The organism is Bacillus sp. AFS029637 (genome assembly GCF_002584985.1).
GTDB lineage: Bacteria > Bacillota > Bacilli > Bacillales > Bacillaceae_G > Bacillus_A.
Genome location: NZ_NUPZ01000004.1, coordinates 34,877 through 54,682, shown reverse-complemented (window position 1 = coordinate 54,682; position 19,806 = coordinate 34,877). Strand labels below are relative to the sequence as shown.

The following is a 19,806-nucleotide window of genomic DNA, read 5'->3' as shown; positions in this document are numbered from 1 at the left end:
CATGTTTGTTATACATGGCAGTTCTAGACAAAACGGAAATACAGAAACTCTAACACATACGATGATTCATGGGATTGAAACAGAACAAATTTACTTACGAGACTATACAGTCCATCCTATTACAGATCAACGTCATGATGCAGAAGGATTTCAACCTGTAAACGATGACTACGAGCAGTTAACCAAACGCATGCTAGAGCACGACACGATTATCTTCGCTACACCGCTATACTGGTACGGAATGAGCGGTCATATGAAAAACTTCGTTGATCGCTGGTCACAAAGCTTGCGTGATACATCTCTTCATTTCAAAGAGAAAATGAAAGAGAAAAAGATGTACGTTGTCATCGTTGGCGGAGACAATCCGAAACTGAAAGCATTGCCACTTATTGCTCAGTTCCAATATATCTTTGATTTTGTTGGTTCATCATTTGAAGGGTATATTATTGGGGATGCGAATGGATTAGATGAAATCAAAAATGATGCTGAAGCACTAGCAAAGGCACAAATTTATAATAACGAATTCAAAAATTACAAACAGAAATAAGTTTGACAATCTCATTTGTATGCGCATACAATAAAAGTAATATTATGAAAGGAAGGTACTTTGACCAATGAAGTTCTAATTCTCTTATTTATTTCATCCATCACAAATAGTGAACAAAAATGATGAAAACTAGCAGGGGATTAGTCTGTCCATTAGTCGATACTTTCTTTCGAAGCGATCATGTAAAAAATCGTTTATTTATGTACGATTTTTACATGTAAGGACGACGTTTATCCTCTCTAGTGAAACTAGGGAGGTTTTTTTATGACTATTTTATTTGCACGTAATATCGAAAAGAGCTTTGGTGATCGCACACTATTTACGTTACCATCACTAGAAATTCGAGCGCAGGATCGTATAGGAATTGTCGGAGTCAACGGAGCTGGAAAATCTACGTTACTACAAATATTAAGTAAAGAAATAGAAGCTGACGAAGGTATAGTAACTCATCATAGTTCTATCGCCATCATTCCTCAGCTTAGCGAAGAACTACCGGAAACCGCTTCTTCTCTCGCAAAAGGAAAATGGAGCATTTCAAACGTTACAGATTCAATGAGCGGCGGTGAACGCATGCGCCTAAAAATTGCCCACGCTCTCGAACAGGATGCAGGCATTTTATTTGCTGATGAACCGACTAGCCACTTAGATATGTTCGGTACAGAGCAATTAGAAAAGACACTTTTATCTTATAAAGGGGCCATTGTTTTAATATCACATGATCGTGATTTTTTAGATGCGATATGTACAAAAATCATTGAAATCGAAGACGGTACGATTCAAGAATATAAAGGGAATTATTCCAACTATCGAAAGCAAAAAGAACGTGAGCGAATACAAAAACAAGCGGAATATGAGCAATATGTACAAGAAAAAAATCGTTTAGAACAGTCCATTTTACAAAAAAAGCAACGTGCTTCTAGCATGACAAAAATCCCAACACGGTTCAGTTCATCTGAATCTAAACTTTATAAGTTAAGTGGGGCTCATGGCCAAGAACAGGTTAGCAAAGCAGCGAAAGCATTAGAGACACGTCTCGAAAAATTAGAAAAGAAAGAAAAGCCAAAGGATCTTTCTCAAGCTCAGTTTGACGTGCAATACCATACTCCTATTCATAGTAAAGTGGTGATGCAGTTCAATAAAGCCACAAAAAAAATAGGTGACCGCACACTATTTAAAAATATGAATGGAACTATTGCACCTGGTGCAAAACTTGCTATTTTAGGGGCAAACGGAAGTGGAAAAACAACTCTGTTCAACATGCTTCTCGCAAAAGAGCGCGGCATTCAGCTTTCGAAAAGTTGTAAGATTGGGTACTTTGAACAAACACTATCTATTTTAAAAACAGATCAAACAATTTTAGAAAATGTTCTAGAAGAAACAAACTATACGGAATCGTTCGTTCGAACAATACTTGCACGGCTTCTATTCCGCCGTGAAGATGTTCATAAACCTGTGCACGTTCTAAGCGGGGGTGAGCGAATGAAGGTTGCACTCGCAAAAGTATTTTTAGGAAACTATAATATGCTTCTGCTTGATGAACCGACAAACTATTTAGACTTAGCAACGCAAGAAGAATTAGAAAGCATGTTACAAGAATATCCGGGCACTATACTTTTCATTAGCCATGACCGCGCCTTTATTCGTTCTGTTGCAGACCATATTCTACAAGTGGATGAAAACGAGCCAAGAATATTCCATGGCAATTACGAGCAATACACAAAACGAACAACCGGGGATTCTGTAAACGTTACTGAACAAGAATTATTACGGTTACAAACAAAATTAACTGAAATCATCGGCCGAATTTCTATACCCAATCATCACGATGACATCACATCTCTCAACCAAGAATACGAAACATTATTAGTTCAAATCCGGAAATGTAAAGAATCGCTCTAATGTCTTCCCTATATATCGACGGGACCTTCCACATTTCCCAAGAAATATCGAGGCTTCGACATAGCATAGCATCAATAACAGCAAAAAGCCGTGCATCAGCACGGCTTTTCACTTTATATACGGACAGCAGTCCCGCTCACCGCAACCATTAGCATCCCTTCGCGAACGACTTCGTAGTCCACGTCAATACCGACAATTGCGTTCGCATTTTTTTGTCTTGCGAGAGTTTTCATCTCTTCCATCGCGATATCGCGCGCTTCTTTTAATTTACTTTCATAAGCGCCAGAACGACCGCCGACTACATCACGGACAGAAGCGAAAAGGTCACGAACGATATTCGCACCCATAATCGCTTCACCATTCACGATATCGACATACTCAATAATTTCTTTTCCTTGAATTGTAGACGTTGTTGTTATAATCATACTCTTTAGCCTCCCATATAAGATTTCCATCTACTTATATGGTGTGCTAATTCAGCAGAAATTATATTTACGAACTAAACTGTGCTTCGTATAACCTGCTATATCCTCCGCCACGCTCAATTAATTCATCATGTGAACCTTGCTCTGCAATACCGTCTTTATTTACAACGACGATACGATCTGCATTTTTAATCGTTGCAAGTCTATGTGCAATTACTAATGTTGTACGACCAACGGCTAATTCTGCAAGTGATTTTTGAATCGCAAGTTCCGTCTCTGTATCTAACGCAGAAGTTGCTTCATCTAAAATTAAAATTGGCGGGTTTTTCAAGAACATACGGGCAATCGCTAGACGTTGCTTCTGTCCACCGGAAAGTTTCACGCCGCGCTCACCGATAACTGTATCTAAACCGTCCGGCTGCGAGTAAATTAAATCTTCTAACTGCGCTCTCTTTACTGCCTGCCAAATATCAGCTTCTGACGCTTTTAAATTTCCGTAAGCAATATTTTCACGAATCGTTCCTGAGAATAAGAACACATCTTGTTGCACAATTCCGATTTGCTTACGAAGTGATGATAATGTCATCTCTTTCGTATCAATACCATCAATTTGAATGGAACCAGATGATTGCTCATAAAAACGTGGTAGTAAACTACATAACGTTGTTTTTCCAGCCCCTGATGGACCAACGAACGCAACTGTTTCACCTGCATGTATTTTCAAACTAATATCATGTAAAATCGGTTCTTTATTTTCATATCCGAACGTAATGTTGTTATATTGAATATCACCATGTACATGTTTTACTTCTATCGCATCTTTAGAATCTACAATATCAGGCTCTGTTTCAAGAAGTTCTACATATCTTTTAAAACCTGCGATTCCTTTCGGATAACTTTCAATAACCGCGTTAATTTTCTCAATTGGACGGAAGAAAATATTCGTTAATAAGACGAAGCCAATAAATCCACCGTACGTTAATTCACCTTGCAGAACAAACCATGTGCCGCATATTAATACGAAGAGCGTTACGAGACGCATAAGCATATAACTAATTGACGAATTTAGCGCCATAATTTTATACGCCATTAATTTCGTTGTACGAAAACGAGCGTTGTTTACAGCGAACTGATCTTTCTCAAACTTTTCATTTCCGAATGCTTGTACAACGCGAATACCACCGACGTTATTTTCAATACATGCATTGAAATCAGCAACGTCTGAGAATAACCGTCTAAACGTACCTGTCATTTTTTTGTTGAAGTAAAGTGCCAACCATAATAAGAATGGAATGACGAAGAATGTTAACAGCGCTAACTTCCAGTTAATCATCATCATAAATGAAAACGCCCCGACTAAAGTCATAACAGCGATGAATAAATCTTCTGGCCCGTGGTGGGCAATTTCTCCAATTTCCATTAAATCGTTCGTAAGGCGTGAAATTAAATGACCTGTTTTATTATTGTCAAAAAATCTGAATGATAGCTTTTGAATGTGATCAAATAATTTCTGCCTCATATCTGTTTCAATGTTAACACCAAGCATATGTCCCCAATATGTAACGACATATTGCAGGCCTGCGTTTAACATATACACTGCAAGTAAACCGAAACAAGCCCATAAAATAAGCGTCCAGTTTTGCCCTGGCAATAACTTATCGATAAATTGGTTTACGATAAGCGGGAAGCCAAGTTCTAGCAATCCTGCGACAACTGCGCAAGAAAAGTCGAGTATAAATAAACCTTTGTACGGTTTATAGTACGAAAAAAATTTACGTAACATATCTTCCCTCCATTTTCCAAAATTAAAAAGACTCCCTAAATGATAACCATTATCAAATGAATATTCAAGTTATCCGTCTATGAAACTATAAATAAGGTTTGCGATAGTTATCGTTTTTTGCCGGAAAGTCGATATATTCGGATAATCGCCGATATAAATTTCATGTACTAACTACCCTCCCCCAAAAACAAAAAAGGTACCACCACAAGGTGATACCTCACTTCTATTATATAGCTTCCGAATCCCACTCATGATCCTGCTGAACAAACACAACACCTAATTCGTGATGTCCCCCAGCATATAATGCTGTTTGAGCAAGGCGAAGCTCACCGTTTGTATCTATTACTTCTAATTTACAAAACGCTCCTGTCGTCTTCGTTTGAAGCGCATCATAAAATTCCTCGGCACTTCTTGGAACGACTCCATTTACTTTCGTAATAACTTCGCCAGGTAGTAAGTTTAGCTCTGCCCCAATTGTATTTGGAATTGTATCTAATACAACTAGTCCCTCACTACGTGCAGCAAAATAGGCTTGTCTTGTCTCATCTACAATTTTTTCTTGCATCGAGATTGTAAAACGACCAAGTATTGCAACTCCCATCGCGATAATTGCCAGTACGTGCCACCAGTAACTTGCGATTCCTAAAACAAGCACAAGTCCTGCTAATCCGTAGACACGTCTTCCTGTAAATAATAGAGCTTCCGTCGGTTCATAACTTCTAATCTGTCTCATAAATCCAATTAAAAATGGAACGAGGAATAGAGAATATGTATTTGAACCTATTGAAACGACAGGCCACCATGAAATGAACTGCGTTACCGCATCACCTGGTACAAGAATAAAAATAGGAATGATCCATAAACGCTTCGATTCGTGTAAACCGATCTTTAACCCACGTTTTCCCTTCCTAATTTTTGGTGTAGAATATCCCACCGCATTTTTAGAAATCAATAAGCCTTCTACAATAAGCATGACGCCTAGTAAAATAGCAAGAGATACAATCGTACCCTCTTCCCCTTCTCTAAGCTGTAAGAAGGAAACTGGTAGCTTAGAAGATAGTAGAACACATACAATCGCAATACTAAACGTATAAGCCGCCGATAAATATCGATACATAGCAGTTAATCCAAATAGCAGCGTCCAAAGTAAAATTACCCATAAACTCGCTTTCGAAACAACAAGTCCAAGTCCAATCGTAATAACAGATACGATTAATCCGTATCCAATCCCTGCAAATAGAGATGTTCGCAGTTCAAACCAAATATCATAAACTTTAAAAGAAAAATCTTTTCTCTCTCGTAATATACGTAAGTATCCAACGAAGATACTACTTATTAAAAATACATAGACAGCAGGGTGTAAGAAAAAACGTCCAACTGCCCGCATTATTTCAAAAATCCATGCTTCCACGAACTCACTCACCACCATTTATATCATTCTTTCTTTTTATCTTATCATAACTGGAGAAACGTGTGTTTAACACAAAAAAATACAGGCAATAAAATGCCTGTATTTCTTCTTATTTTGCCATTAATTTTAATGCTGATTGTAATTGCAAATCATTTTCTCCAGAACGGATTTTTTCAATGATTTTCGTTTGGATTGCTTCAGCTGTCTTTTTATCAAGCTGTCCTGTCGCTTCCATCTCATTTGCATTTTGGAATGCTTTCAGCGCTGATTCTGTCTCTTTACTAAAGTATCCATCTTCACGACCCGGTACATATCCTAAGCTTTTTAGCATTTCTTGTGCATGCTTTACTTGCACATCATTTGAATTGTATGAAAGTGTCTTTTCAATTTGAATTGGCGTCGCATGGTAGTAATCTGGTTGTTTCACTTCTACAGTTGGCTTGATTCCTTTTTTATGAATCCAATTTCCATCTGGAGTTAACCATTTAAACATCGTTAATTTAATGTTACTTCCATCTTTAAATGGAACCGCTTGTTGAACAGTTCCTTTACCAAATGTTGTTTCACCAATTAAATCGTAACCTTCTCCTTCTTGCAGTGCACCAGCTAAAATTTCTGAAGCAGAAGCACTTCCTTTATCAATTAACACTGAAATTGGATATGGTTTTCTCTCTTTTCGTTCTGTGGAGAATTTCTTTTTCTCCCCATTTCGTTGCTCTACTTGTAGCATCGGTTTTTTATTTGTCATAATTTCTCCTAGTATATCTTCTACACTATTCAAATAGCCACCAGGATTACCACGCACGTCAATAACTAAACCTTGTATGTTTTTCTTCTCTAACTCTTTTAACTGATCCTTAAATTCTTTCGCCGTATTTTCAGCAAACGAAGTAATTTGCATATAACCGATATCTTTTCCGCTTTCTTGCTTCACAGAACTAAACACCGTGAAAATCGGAATTTTTTCACGCTTAATTTTAAATACAATCGGATCAGCCACTCCTGCACGTTTAATTTCAATCGCGACAGTCGTTCCTTTTTTACCACGAATTTTTAGCACTGCTTCTTCACGTGATAAGTCTTTCACACTGTTTCCATCTACAGATAAGATTTGGTCATTCGGTTTAATTCCTATCTTTTCTGCTGGTGAACCTTTAATTGGAGATACGATAATAAGCTTACCGTCCGTCTTGTTCACCTCAGCCCCAATCCCCTCTAACTCTGGATCAAGCGATTCACTAAACTGTTTGGCTGTTTCTTTATCCATATACGTGGAATAAGGGTCCTTCAGCGTAGACAACATACCTTGTATTGCACCTTCGACTAACTTGTCATCTTTCACGTCTTCCACATAACGTGAATCAATTAGTGCATACGCCTCATTAATTTTTGCCAAATTCCCTTGCGTTGTGCTAGCGTTTCCACTCGAAATTGTTTGCGTTACTTCTGCTGGGTTAACCCCAAATACAGACATTCCTGCAAACATTCCGCCAGCACCAATTAAAAATGCAACAACCATTCCAATAATCGCAACTCTACGTTTCAATGCGGAATTCCCCTTTCCAAAACACACAGGTGGTGTAGCAAAAGGCATCACACAGCGTGTGATGCCTTTACCTATTTCTACTATATGATAAGCTTGTACGAATTATGTTTGCAACTTTTTACACTTTTAAGAAGCGACGAATTGACATTACACTTCCCCACATACCGATTAATGCACCGATTAACACTAATAAACCAGCTAATTGGAATACGAATGGGTTGTATGGTAGAAGCTCGAAAATTGTTCCGCCAAGTTTTTCATTAAACACACCTTGTAATGAATTATACATAACTAAGATTATGCCAATTGGAATAATTGATCCTAATACTCCTAGGAATAATCCTTCTAACAAGAATGGCCAACGAATAAACCAGTTTGTTGCACCTACAAGTTTCATAATTTCAATCTCAGTACTACGAGCATAAATTGTAATTTTAATTGTGTTAGAGATTAAGAACATCGCTGTGAATAGAAGACCAGCAATTAACAGAATCCCGATGTTACGACCAGTTTTTACAGTATCAAATAACTTTTCAACTTGACCTTTACCGTATTGAACGGTACTTACAAACTGCATCTTTTCAATCTTTTTCGCAATTACTGCTGTATCTGTTGGCTCTTTCGCCTTTACAACGAATACGTCTTTCAGTGGGTTATCTTGCTCAAATAACTCGAACGTTTTTCCACTATCGCCTAAACTTTTAATTAAACGTTTCAATTCTTCTTCTTTAGAAGAATATTTAATAGAATCTACTTTCGCAATCTTGCTCATATCTTCTTCTAATTTCTTTTGATCAGCTTCTTTTGCTGCTGGATCAATATGCACACGAATTTCCACATCTTGCTCTACTTTCGTCGCAAAATGATTCATATTCATAATCGCTGTTAAAAAGACACCTACAAGTAGTAATGTAACCGTTACTGCACTTACAGAAGCAAATGTCATCCATCCGTTACGGGATAGATTTTTTACACCTTCTCGCAAATGTCGACTAAGGGTTTTAGTCTTCATATCCGTATCCTCCCTCAATCTCGTCTCGAACAATTTTTCCGCCTTCAATCGCGATTACACGATGACGAATTGTATTTACGATATCTGCGTTATGCGTCGCCATAACAATCGTTGTACCACGCTCATTAATGCGTTTGAAAATCTTCATAATATCAAGAGCCGTTTCAATATCTAAGTTACCTGTTGGCTCATCGGCAATTACAACCTTTGGTCTATTTACAATTGCTCTTGCAATCGCAACACGTTGTTGCTCTCCACCTGAAAGTTCACCTGGAAGTGCATCTGCACGATCTTCTAGACCTACAAGACCTAACACTTCTGTCACACGTTCACGAATTGCTTCTGGCTCTTCTTCAATTACTTCTAGAGCAAACGCAACATTCTCATATACCGTTAATTTAGGTAGCAATTTAAAATCTTGGAAAATTACGCCTAATTGACGGCGGAAATATGGAACATCTCTTTCTGCCAATGTTTCAATTACAAGTCCATTTACGTTAATAGATCCTGTAGATGGTTTTTCTTCACGATACATCATTTTAATAAATGTAGATTTTCCGGCTCCACTCGGTCCAACTACATATACGAATTCACCTTGTTTAATGGTAACTGTGAGACCAGCAATGGCTTTCATACCATTCGGGTACTCCTTATAAACATTCGTCATTTTTATCATTATTTATCACCCAATACTTAATGATTTTTTTCGAAATACTTTTCTGTACATTTGAAAATAAAAGTTAGCCTCTTACTCCCATGTAACAACTCTTGTTGAAGGTAGTTTACTGACACTCTTTGTATAAACTACTCTATGTAATATATTTCAGCAAAATTCTACAAACCTCATTGTAACATCAAACGGTTTCCAATTCGGATACAGTTTTGTTACAGTTATGTTACATCCCCGAAAAAGGGAAACGAGCTGCTGTAATTTATTAACCCGAAATGCTTTTTGGGCAACTTATACACTCAGCTCGTTTATTAAACATTTTCTTATTTATGTTCCGCTAACCATTCAGCTACTTTTTTCGCGTCCTCACCTTGAATAAGTCCTGGTGACATTGAACCGCGGCCCTTTTTAATAATTTCTTCGATATCTGCAGCATCATACTTACCGCCTACTTTTCTTAAATCAGGTCCAGTTGCCCCCGATAAATCTGTCGCGTGACATCCAGCACAACTTCTTTGGAAAATTTGTTCCGCGCTATCTGTGCTTGCAGATTGTTTCGAAGATTTACTCTCTTCTTTATTTCCGCACGCCCCTAAAGCAAAAACGACTGATGTCCCTAACGCAATAGCCAACAATTTCTTTTTCACTTCTATCGCTCCCCATCGTTGATATTCTTTTCATTTCTAACACACTCATTTTCATTATAAACATTATCTTTATATAGAAAAACTCAGGTATATTTCATCTTCTTCAAAAATGTAGTGAGAACCCTGATAGAACAAAGATTTCCTAAGTTGTTTCAATTATGTGAACATCGTAGAAACTTCAGCAAAGTACCTTTTTCCAAAAATCAAACTAGAAAAACTCCGTATAAAGTCCTACTCTATTACCGCTCTATTTTACTATTCTCTACTTTTTACAAAACAATATACACCATTGTATTCTACATATACTCCCATCAAAAAGAGAAGTTGTCGTTTCCAACTTCTCTTCCTCGGCACTTCATCCATATAAATAAAGTAATACTCTTTATATCCTCTATGCCCCCATTATGTGCCGACAATTTTGTTGGCCTTTTTTCTTATCCCGCAGTAGCGGGCAGTAAGATCCCCACCTCAAAATTCAGCGAGAGCTGAGAAGTTAGGTGGGGAATGCTCCCCACTGATTAAAGTTTCACTTTATTAGATACGAGAACGTAAGTAAGCATCAATAAATGGATCAATTTCTCCATCCATAACAGCTTGCACGTTACCAACCTCTGTATTTGTGCGGTGATCTTTTACAAGAGAATATGGGTGGAATACGTACGAACGGATTTGGCTACCCCATCCGATTTCTTTTTGCTCCCCGCGGATTTCATCTAACTCCGCTTGTTGCTCTTCTAGTTTCTTTTGATATAATTTCGCTTTTAACATTTTCATCGCATGCTCACGGTTTTTAATTTGAGAACGCTCTGATTGACATGTTACAACCGTATTTGTCGGTGTATGTGTAATACGAACTGCTGAATCCGTCGTATTAATGTGCTGTCCACCAGCTCCACTTGCACGGTACGTATCAATTTTCAAGTCTTCTGTACGCACTTCAATTTCAACTTCATCATTAAACTCCGGTACAACTTCACAAGATACGAACGATGTATGACGGCGACCTGAAGAATCGAATGGTGAAATACGTACAAGACGATGTACGCCTTTTTCTGCTTTTAAGTAACCGTAAGCGTTATGACCTTTAATTAATAAAGTAACGCTCTTAATACCAGCTTCATCACCTGGTAAGTAGTCAACAGTCTCTACTTTAAATCCACGTTTTTCAGCCCAGCGTGTATACATACGTAATAGCATAGAGCCCCAGTCTTGTGACTCTGTTCCACCTGCACCTGGGTGTAATTCTAAAATCGCATTATTTTTATCATAAGGATCACTTAATAGTAACTGAAGCTCATACTCATTCATTTCTTGAATTAAGCCTTTTACTTCTGATTCTAATTCCTCATGTAAATCTTCATCATACTCTTCTTTTAAAAGCTCATGCGTTATTTCTAAATTTTCGAATGTCTCATCTAACTTACGGAACTTTCCAACCATATCTTTTAACGCATTTGCTTCGTTAATGACAACTTGTGCGCCTTGTTGGTCATCCCAAAATCCTGCAGCCATCATTTTTTCTTCTAATTCTGCAATTTGTTTCTCCTTAGTAGGGAGGTCAAAGAGACCCCCTAAAAGCCGCTAATCTCTTAGCCATTTTCTCTAATTCCTGTCTAATTTCTACTAATTCCATTTCCTTCACCTCTATGTAATTGCTGTTACTTTCGTATGAAAACAAGGGAAACTCTCTCCACTTATTACGGAGAGAGTCCAGTCCTTCTTAATTATACATTTTTAATGTAAAAGTTTGCAAAACAGTCTAGGCTACCGACTTTTATTACTTCCCAATACCACAACAGTTTTTATACTTTTTACCACTACCACACTTACATAAATCATTGCGGCCCACTTGGTCACCTTTTACAACTGGCTTTTTCTTCGCTTCTTCGCCATCGCTAGATGGATGAATAGCTTCACCTTGAGCAACTTCTTGACGTTCTAAGTTTTGTTCAATTTCAGCTTTCATAATGTAACGAGAAATTTCTTCTTCAATAGAAGCAATCATTGACTCGAACATTGCGAATCCTTCCATTTGATACTCACGAAGTGGATCGATTTGACCGTAAGCACGTAAATGAATACCTTCACGAAGGTGATCCATCGCATCAATGTGCTCTGTCCATTTCGTATCTACAACACGGAATACAACAACTTTTTCGAACTCACGCATTTGCTCTTCTGGCATAAGCTTTTCTTTGTCGTTATAACGCTCTAATAATTGTGCAATGATTGGTTCGCTCATTTCTTCTGGAGCAAGGCGACGTAACTCTTCCTCTTTTACATCTCCTTCTTGCAGAAGGTTTGTATTTAAGTAGTCAACAAGACCTTTAATGTTCCAATCCTCTTCAATTTCCTCTTGTGTATGAAGCGCAACTGCACGCTCTACTGTAGATTTCATCATACCTTCAATAATGCCGCGTAAGTTCTCAGACTCCATTACTTCTTGACGCTGTTTATAAATAACTTCACGTTGCTGACGAAGTACATCATCGTATTGTAGTAACTGCTTACGCGCGTCATAGTTATTTCCTTCTACACGTTTTTGCGCAGATTCTACCGCACGAGAAACCATTTTACTTTCGATTGGCTGTGAATCATCCATACCAAGACGATCCATCATAGATTTCATATTATCTGAACCGAAGCGGCGCATTAATTCATCTTCCATTGATAAGTAGAACTGCGTAACACCAGGATCCCCTTGACGACCAGCACGACCACGTAACTGATTATCAATACGACGGCTTTCATGACGCTCTGTACCGATAACTGCAAGACCAACGTTTTTAATATCGTCCCCAAGCTTAATATCCGTACCACGACCAGCCATGTTTGTCGCAATCGTTACAGCACCTTTAATACCAGCTTCTGCAATGATATCTGCTTCACGCGCATGGTTTTTTGCGTTTAAGATGTTATGACGTACACCTTTACGTGTTAACATTTTTGAAATAAGCTCTGACGTTTCAATTGCAACTGTACCAACAAGAATTGGTTGCCCTTGTTTATGACGATTTACAATATCCTCAACAACTGCATTGAATTTACCTTCCATTGATTTGAAGATTAAATCCGCACGGTCATCACGAATAATATCTTTATTTGTTGGAATTACGATAACATTCATATTGTAAATACTACGGAATTCTTCTTCTTCCGTTTTCGCTGTACCAGTCATACCAGATAACTTTTCGTACATACGGAAGTAGTTCTGGAACGTAATTGTTGCAAGCGTCATACTTTCATTTTGAATTTCTACGCCTTCTTTTGCTTCAATAGCTTGGTGTAAACCTTCGCTATAACGACGACCTTTCATAAGACGACCAGTGAATTGGTCTACAATTACAATTTCGCCTTCTTGTACAACATAATCTGTATCAAGGTGCATAACAACGTGCGCACGAAGTGCCTGATTAATATGGTGAAGAAGTGCTACATGTTTTAAATCGAATAAATTTTCAATATGGAAAGCTTTCTCCGCTTTCGTAATACCATCTTCTGTTAACATTACATTTTTCGTCTTCACATCAAATGAATACTCTTTTTCATTTTCTAACGTACGAACGAATGCATTTGCAAACATGTATAACTCTGCTGATTTTTGAGCTTGTCCAGAAATAATAAGTGGCGTACGTGCTTCATCGACTAAAATAGAATCGACTTCATCGATAATAGCAAAATGAAGTGGACGTTGAACGCGCTGCTCTTTATATAACACCATGTTGTCACGTAAGTAATCGAATCCAAGTTCATTATTTGTGCTGTACGTAATATCAGCAGCATAAGCTTCTTGTTTCTCTTCGCGTGACATACTGTTTAAGTTAATTCCTACTGTTAAGCCTAGGAACTCATGAAGTTGTCCCATTTCGCTCGCATCACGTTGCGCTAAGTATTCATTGACTGTAACAACGTGAACACCTTTTCCTGTTAAAGCATTTAAATATACAGGTAATGTCGATGTTAACGTTTTACCTTCACCCGTTTTCATCTCAGAGATATTCCCTTCATGCAGGGCAATACCACCCATTAACTGCACACCATACGGACGCATTCCAAGAACACGAGTCGCAGCTTCACGAACAACCGCAAAAGCTTCAGGTAGTAGATCATCTACTGTCTCACCTTTTGTTAGACGTTCTTTAAATTCAAGCGTCTTTCCTTTTAATTGTTCATCAGTTAAAGGCTTAATAGATGATTCTAATGCATCAATTTGCTCAACTGTCTTCTGCATACGTTTAATTTGGCGTTGATTTACATCAAATACCTTTTTTAAAATACCGATCATAGGAAATACGCTCCTCTTTTTATTAAAATAAAACTTCCGATTGTTTTTCTTTTTCTCTATTACAATCAGTCGTTATAAAAATCAAATATATGTTATGCCAATTTTTCTCCTAATTAAAAAAACTAAAATGTATATACCTAATGATAATTGTAACACTTGTCTTATAACTATGACAACAATCGGCGGAATGTCGAGTTCTAAATTAGGAAAAGTTTTTTAAAAATCTATTTGTAGCAAAAAAAGCGCAGCCTCTTTCGGCTGCGCTTTCGAATTATTATTTAGTTTCGATTAAACCGTATTTCCCATCTTTACGGCCATATACAACATTAGTTTCATTTGTATCAGCATTTGTGAAGACGAAGAAATTATGTCCTAGCATATCCATTTGTAGGATTGCTTCTTCAACGTCCATCGGTTTTAAATCGAATCGTTTTGTACGTACAAGTTCTAATTCATCCTCTTCTACCTCATCCAAAACAGCTACTGCTTGTGGAAGGATAAAGTTCGTTTTCACAGAACCTTTCTCACGTAATTTACGATTTACTTTTGTTTTATGTTTACGAATTTGTCGCTCAATTTTATCAACTACTAAATCGATAGCAGCGTACATATCGCTATTAGATTCTTCTGCACGAAGTAATAAATCAGTAAACGGAATTGTTACCTCGACACGTTGCTTGTCAGAGTATACTTTTAAATTAACTTTAATCTCTGGAAATGTATCAAAATAACGCTCTAACTTACTTAATTTTTTCTCTACATATTCCTTTAATGCTGGAGTTACTTCAATATTTTCACCACGAATGTTGAATTTCATAGATGAATTCCTCCTTTCAAGCCTATGTACTATAATTTCGACACTGGCTTAAAAACTCCTTCTAACTTTTTTAAAAAAATTAGTGGAATTGCGATTTTTTTATCGTTTTTTGTTGAAATGAAAAGATGCATCGTTTCTATCTTTATTTTATCCTATTTACATCGTGAATAACGAATATAACTGTGGACAATTCGTTACAGAAATGAAACAACTTTTTGACAACGCTACTCATAACAAAAACCCCTTGCGAAGAACAAGAGGTTCTACTATATATAACGTTGCCACAAACGCAGCTTTCTCTTCCCAAAAACAATATCCCTACAGTTTTACAACATTAGCTGCTTGTGGTCCGCGTGCTCCATCTACAATGTCAAACTCGACTTGTTGCCCTTCTTCTAACGACTTATATCCATCTTGTTGAATAGCAGAAAAATGAACAAACACATCATCACCATCTTCACGCTCAATAAACCCAAATCCCTTTTCTGCATTGAACCATTTCACTCTTCCTTGCATGTTCATTCCATTCCCTTCACTCTAAAAATCAGGGCATTTGCCCCATAATTTGACTATAACGAATGACAACATATGAAGTCAAAGAAGACTTATCGTCTTTTTATTATCTCTTTCGACAGTTACAGATTAACTTCTACAGAGCGTCAAACTAGAAACTTCTCTCGCTCCTCTATCGTATAAAAGCCTCCCAATTTGTCTAACGGTAATTCCTGTCGTATATACATCATCAACGAGTAAAATATGTTGTCCATGAAACATCTCTTCTCCCTGAAAATAAAAAGGATTACTTCCCGACACCCTTTCTTTACGCGTCTTTTTACTTTGCTTCTCTGTTTCTATTCTGCTTAACGATGTATGAGACACACTAACAGGTAAACAAGCTGCCAATAACTCTGCTTGATTAAAACCACGCTCATATTCTCGTTCCCTACTAAGTGGAACAACCATAACAACTGAAACATGTATAAAGTACTTTTGAAAAAGACTACGAAAAGGTTGATAAAACATATGAAATAACTCAGCGTCACCACGAAACTTAAACTGTGCTAGTATACGTTTCATCTCATCATCGTACACGTACAACGAGCGATTTTTAAACGGACGATATCCCTCCTCATTTATCCACCTTACACAATCCATGCAAATGTCATTTTCTTTATATCGAGTAGGCAAGTCATTTAAAGGACGACCACAATCCATGCAAATGTCTCCTATAATATAGGAAAGTTTCCGCTCACATCTATCACACATATGTTTTCTATGAAACTTTACAAAAAAAGTGTACCAACTAACTGTTTCTACAATACGCTCATCACAAAGTAGACAATGCATTAATCGATCAACCCTTGTTCTTTCGCATTTTTGTTCATACTTTGAATATGCTTTTTCGCACGTACCATCGCCTCTGTCTTACCGTAATGAAAATAAACGACCTCGCCATACGGTTCCTCAAAACTTCGACCTACCCGGCCTGCAATTTGTACGAGCGCACTTTCTGAAAATATTTCTTCTTCCGCCCCTAAAACCGCAACTTGTAAATTCTTCACAGTTACTCCTCTCTCTAAAATTGTCGTTGTAACTAATAACGGAATTTCTCCCTTTCTGAACGCTGCGACTTTCTCTTTTCTCATCGAATCTTCTGCATGTACACCTTCAACTTTATTGTGCAACGATTTCAATAACGAGCTTATTTCTTCTATATATCGTACATGGGGAACGAATAAAAAAACGGGATACTTTTTGTTTAAGTATATGTTTAACCATTGTAGTAAAACTCGGGGAATTCTTTTACGATTGAGGCTTTTCTTCCAATTTCCGCACCAGCAAAATAGGGGAACTGGCAACGGATGACGGTGGTATCGACCTGAGACAATGATACCCTTTTGTTTACCCTTTCTGAAATTGCGCTTCCACTTTTCATCTGGAGTCGCCGTTAAATAAATACTTGCGGCATTTTCTTTCATCGCTTGTTTCACTGCATAGTGCAGCATTTGGTCTGCATAATAAGGAAAAGCATCTATCTCATCTACAATCATGACATGGAACGCTCTATAGTAACGCAGTAGTTGATGAGTCGTCGCAACGACTAATGCGGCATCTTTTTCCCGTTCTGCACTACCTCCATATAAAGCAGCTACATGTATATTCGGGAACACTTCTTGTATCCTTGGTGCTAATTCAAGTACAACATCCGTCCTTGGTGTTGCGATACAAACTCTTTCTCCCTTTTGAAGCGCCTCTGCAATACCGTAAAATAACATTTCTGTTTTTCCAGCCCCGCACACAGCCCAAATAAAAAACGATTCTTTCTGCTTAACAGCATCCAGGGCACCTTTTGCCGCTAACTTCTGGCCAGTAGACAAGGTGCCTTTCCACTGTAGTGGATTCAGATCACTTTCTCCTTTCCTTTCAGCAATCCCGCGAACAAGTACAGCACATTCACTTACCCTCCCCATCGTTATACACTTCCGGCAATACGTGCAGACTTTATTGCACCTTTTGCACAGAAATGATGCAAATAGCCGCTGCTCTATATTTCCACATCGCTGACACATATATTTAGAACCCTTCTTTTTTATACCTTGTACACATGTAACCTTCCCTTTCTTTTTCAAACCATCTAAATTATCCCGCACATCTGAAGAAAGCTCCTCTAGTAATAACTGTTTCCCAGCTTGCATCAACAACCACCTCCAGCTCCACTATAAATCTTTCTCATACTCTCGTAAAAACTCAAAAAAGCCGATAACCTACTTATAAAATAGTAAGCTATCGACTTTATACACATTATTTATTCAATTATAAATCCTATAATCTACCATAACCTAAGAAATGTTTTTGGTTGTATGAGCTATTTACGCTACCGTAAGTAACACCTGTTGATTCATCAGCAGCATGAATCATTTGACCGCCACCAATGTAAATACCAACGTGAGATACGCCTGCTCTGTAAGTACCTTGTAAGAAGATAAGATCTCCCGGTTTCGCTTCAGATGGGCTAATCTTTTGTACTGAACTCCATAAACTTCTAGTATCTTGACGACCTAAACCGTAAACGTAAGAGATTAATCCACTACAGTCAAAACCGCCGTTTGAAATTGACGAACTACCCCATACGTATTTTAGACCTACTAAACCTTTAGCTTTTTCAACAACATCTTGTCTTCCGCCACCATCATTACTTGGTGCTGGAGCTGGAGTTGGTGCTGGAGCTGGTTTTTTCGCTTCTTCTTTTTTCGCTTGTCCATTATTGTTTGCTGGAGCTGCTTGTGTTTGTGCTGGTTGAGCTGGAGCCTGCGCTGGTTGAGCTGATTGAGCAGCTTGCTCTGCTTGTTTTTGAGCAGCAGCTTCTTGTGCAGCTTTTTCTTGCGCTTCTTTTTCAGCAATTTGTTGTAATTTTAACGCTTGTTGTTCAAGCTCTTTTAATTGACTTTCTGTGCTTGTCATCGTAGTTACAACTGTTTCCATTTTACCGCTTAAATCATTTACTGCAGTTTCTTTTTTTGCTTTTTCAGCGTCAAGTTCTTTCTTAGCAGTTTCAATTTGAGCTTGTGCTTCTTTTAATTCTTTTTGCTTTTCTTTTACCATTTCAACATCTTTTTTCACGTTCGCTTGATCTTCTTGTTGTGTTTTCATGATATCTTCGTCAGACTCAAGAATTTTAGAAACAGAATTTAAACGATCAACTAAATCTGCAATGTTTTTAGAGTTTACAAGAACTTCTGTTACAACGTTCGTATTTGGTTGTTCTTGAAGTGCAACTAAACGCTTTCTTAATAACTCTTCACGTTTTGCAATCTTTGTTTGTAATTCTGCAATATCTTTATTTTTCTTTTCGATTAATTGCTCAGTATCAGAAACTTTTTTCGTTGTTTCATCAAGTTTTGCAGCATTTTCTTGAACAGACTTATCTAAACCTTGAATTGTTTTGTTTAAGTCATTCATTTGTTTTTGTAATTCATCACGCTCTTGTTGTTGTTTATGTAAATTGTCATTTTGTGTATTAATTTGTGATTTCACATCTGAAATATTATCTTCTGCAAATGCACTTGGTGTTAGTCCTGAAAACATTAACCCTGCAACTAATGCGCAAGATGCCATTTTTAGCTTTTTCATTTTATTTTTTACACCGCTTTCTTTTTTCATTTTCCGTATATAACCTATAAATTTTATACCATAATTCGGGATTTTTTTTACCAATGTTACGCTTTTGTAAAACAAATGTAATATTATATGTAACTCTATCGCAAAATACGTATAATTTTGTATGTATGTGTAGAATTTTAAAAGGTTCAACCCACTTTTCATAAACAAAGAAAAAACGTAAGGAATCCCTTACGTTTTGTTACATATACAAATGAAATCGAAATGCTATTTCATCCATTTCTCAGCCCAATTTTGGACTTCATCCATAACACTTTCTAACGCTTTTCCTTTGTCAGTTAAGCCATACTCAATTCGAACCGGTACTTCTGGATAAACATTACGAACTACAATGCCTTCGCTCTCCAATTCCTTTAAACGCTCTGACAACATACGATCGCTCATATTCGGTATAATATCTGCGATTTCTCTAAAACGTTTCGATTCTTCAAGCAAAGATTTAATAATTAAGCCAGTCCATTTTTTACTAAGCAAAGTAAAAGCAGACTCAAACTTTGGACATAAACAAGAATTATGCTCCATATGTTTCACCTCTCCTCTATTATAATATAGTTTCTTGTAAAAAGTAAGTTATAAAACTTTTCT

17 protein-coding genes are annotated in these 19,806 nt (G+C 37.3%); 2 read left to right on the top strand and 15 right to left on the bottom strand.

Annotated features, from left to right (window positions below; all coding sequences use genetic code 11):
- Position 1 precedes the first annotated feature (1 nt).
- Positions 2-547: a flavodoxin family protein gene (locus tag COE49_RS00915; protein WP_088233265.1), complete on the top strand. Its 546-nt coding sequence runs from the start codon at positions 2-4 to the stop codon at positions 545-547.
- Between the two features lie 264 nt (positions 548-811).
- Positions 812-2,446, top strand: a complete 1,635-nt coding sequence (abc-f, locus tag COE49_RS00910; RefSeq protein WP_088233264.1) for a ribosomal protection-like ABC-F family protein — start codon at positions 812-814, stop codon at positions 2,444-2,446.
- A 113-nt stretch (positions 2,447-2,559) separates the two neighbouring features.
- Here the strand turns inward: abc-f and COE49_RS00905 are convergent, their stop codons facing one another.
- The 15 genes from COE49_RS00905 to COE49_RS00835 all read right to left on the bottom strand — a co-directional run bounded on the left by COE49_RS00905 (position 2,560) and on the right by COE49_RS00835 (position 19,743).
- Positions 2,560-2,871, bottom strand: a complete 312-nt coding sequence (locus COE49_RS00905) for a YbjQ family protein (protein WP_000587632.1) — start codon at positions 2,869-2,871, stop codon at positions 2,560-2,562.
- Positions 2,872-2,938: 67 nt separating this feature from the next.
- Positions 2,939-4,654, bottom strand: a complete 1,716-nt coding sequence (locus COE49_RS00900) for an ABC transporter ATP-binding protein (protein ID WP_088232973.1) — start codon at positions 4,652-4,654, stop codon at positions 2,939-2,941.
- 226 nt (positions 4,655-4,880) lie between these two features.
- The gene (locus tag COE49_RS00895; RefSeq protein WP_140417512.1) at positions 4,881-6,065 is read right to left on the bottom strand and encodes a PDZ domain-containing protein; all 1,185 of its coding nucleotides are present in this window, start codon (positions 6,063-6,065) and stop codon (positions 4,881-4,883) included.
- Positions 6,066-6,174: 109 nt separating this feature from the next.
- The gene (locus tag COE49_RS00890) at positions 6,175-7,611 is read right to left on the bottom strand and encodes a S41 family peptidase (protein ID WP_088232971.1); all 1,437 of its coding nucleotides are present in this window, start codon (positions 7,609-7,611) and stop codon (positions 6,175-6,177) included.
- Positions 7,612-7,729: 118 nt separating this feature from the next.
- Positions 7,730-8,623 carry a permease-like cell division protein FtsX gene (gene ftsX / locus COE49_RS00885; protein ID WP_088232970.1) on the bottom strand — a complete coding sequence of 298 codons (894 nt, stop codon included), beginning with the start codon at positions 8,621-8,623 and terminating at the stop codon, positions 7,730-7,732.
- Positions 8,613-9,299, bottom strand: coding sequence for a cell division ATP-binding protein FtsE (ftsE, locus tag COE49_RS00880; protein ID WP_088232969.1), 687 nt, complete (start codon positions 9,297-9,299; stop codon positions 8,613-8,615). Before ftsE ends, ftsX begins: the two co-directional genes overlap by 11 nt.
- Before the next feature lie 317 nt (positions 9,300-9,616).
- Positions 9,617-9,940 carry a cytochrome c551 gene (gene cccB / locus COE49_RS00875; RefSeq protein WP_087994224.1) on the bottom strand — a complete coding sequence of 108 codons (324 nt, stop codon included), beginning with the start codon at positions 9,938-9,940 and terminating at the stop codon, positions 9,617-9,619.
- A 534-nt stretch (positions 9,941-10,474) separates the two neighbouring features.
- Positions 10,475-11,573 (bottom strand): peptide chain release factor 2 gene (gene prfB, locus COE49_RS00870; RefSeq protein WP_098253034.1). Its coding sequence is split into 2 segments (ribosomal slippage): positions 10,475-11,500 and positions 11,502-11,573, totalling 1,098 coding nucleotides; the frame shifts between segments, so codons are not numbered across the junction.
- Between the two features lie 144 nt (positions 11,574-11,717).
- The gene (gene secA, locus COE49_RS00865) at positions 11,718-14,225 is read right to left on the bottom strand and encodes a preprotein translocase subunit SecA (RefSeq protein WP_088232967.1); all 2,508 of its coding nucleotides are present in this window, start codon (positions 14,223-14,225) and stop codon (positions 11,718-11,720) included.
- Between the two features lie 274 nt (positions 14,226-14,499).
- Positions 14,500-15,042: a ribosome hibernation-promoting factor, HPF/YfiA family gene (gene hpf, locus COE49_RS00860; RefSeq protein ID WP_088232966.1), complete on the bottom strand. Its 543-nt coding sequence runs from the start codon at positions 15,040-15,042 to the stop codon at positions 14,500-14,502.
- A gap of 318 nt (positions 15,043-15,360) precedes the next feature.
- Positions 15,361-15,558 (bottom strand): cold shock protein CspC, encoded by a 198-nt coding sequence (gene cspC / locus COE49_RS00855; RefSeq protein WP_001990088.1) that lies wholly within the window; start codon positions 15,556-15,558, stop codon positions 15,361-15,363.
- 126 nt (positions 15,559-15,684) lie between these two features.
- Positions 15,685-16,389 (bottom strand): ComFC family protein, encoded by a 705-nt coding sequence (locus COE49_RS00850; RefSeq protein WP_088232965.1) that lies wholly within the window; start codon positions 16,387-16,389, stop codon positions 15,685-15,687.
- A complete protein-coding gene (gene comFA, locus COE49_RS00845) occupies positions 16,389-17,738 on the bottom strand; it encodes an ATP-dependent helicase ComFA (RefSeq protein ID WP_088232964.1) in 1,350 nt (449 codons plus the stop codon). Before comFA ends, COE49_RS00850 begins: the two co-directional genes overlap by 1 nt.
- Before the next feature lie 127 nt (positions 17,739-17,865).
- Positions 17,866-19,278, bottom strand: a complete 1,413-nt coding sequence (locus COE49_RS00840) for a C40 family peptidase (protein WP_098253043.1) — start codon at positions 19,276-19,278, stop codon at positions 17,866-17,868.
- A gap of 150 nt (positions 19,279-19,428) precedes the next feature.
- The gene (locus COE49_RS00835) at positions 19,429-19,743 is read right to left on the bottom strand and encodes a winged helix-turn-helix transcriptional regulator (protein ID WP_000400857.1); all 315 of its coding nucleotides are present in this window, start codon (positions 19,741-19,743) and stop codon (positions 19,429-19,431) included.
- Positions 19,744-19,806: the final 63 nt, after the last annotated feature.

Bases quoted from the DNA above. Each gene is read 5' to 3' on its own strand.
- COE49_RS00915 (WP_088233265.1), top strand. From the start codon at position 2: ATGTTTGTTATACATGGCAGTTCTAGACAAAACGGAAATACAGAAACT.
- abc-f (WP_088233264.1), top strand. From the start codon at position 812: ATGACTATTTTATTTGCACGTAATATCGAAAAGAGCTTTGGTGATCGC.
- COE49_RS00905 (WP_000587632.1), bottom strand. From the start codon at position 2,871: ATGATTATAACAACAACGTCTACAATTCAAGGAAAAGAAATTATTGAG.
- COE49_RS00900 (WP_088232973.1), bottom strand. From the start codon at position 4,654: ATGTTACGTAAATTTTTTTCGTACTATAAACCGTACAAAGGTTTATTT.
- ftsX (WP_088232970.1), bottom strand. From the start codon at position 8,623: ATGAAGACTAAAACCCTTAGTCGACATTTGCGAGAAGGTGTAAAAAAT.
- ftsE (WP_088232969.1), bottom strand. From the start codon at position 9,299: ATGATAAAAATGACGAATGTTTATAAGGAGTACCCGAATGGTATGAAA.
- secA (WP_088232967.1), bottom strand. From the start codon at position 14,225: ATGATCGGTATTTTAAAAAAGGTATTTGATGTAAATCAACGCCAAATT.
- hpf (WP_088232966.1), bottom strand. From the start codon at position 15,042: ATGAAATTCAACATTCGTGGTGAAAATATTGAAGTAACTCCAGCATTA.
- cspC (WP_001990088.1), bottom strand. From the start codon at position 15,558: ATGCAAGGAAGAGTGAAATGGTTCAATGCAGAAAAGGGATTTGGGTTT.
- COE49_RS00850 (WP_088232965.1), bottom strand. From the start codon at position 16,389: ATGCATTGTCTACTTTGTGATGAGCGTATTGTAGAAACAGTTAGTTGG.
- comFA (WP_088232964.1), bottom strand. From the start codon at position 17,738: ATGCAAGCTGGGAAACAGTTATTACTAGAGGAGCTTTCTTCAGATGTG.
- COE49_RS00835 (WP_000400857.1), bottom strand. From the start codon at position 19,743: ATGGAGCATAATTCTTGTTTATGTCCAAAGTTTGAGTCTGCTTTTACT.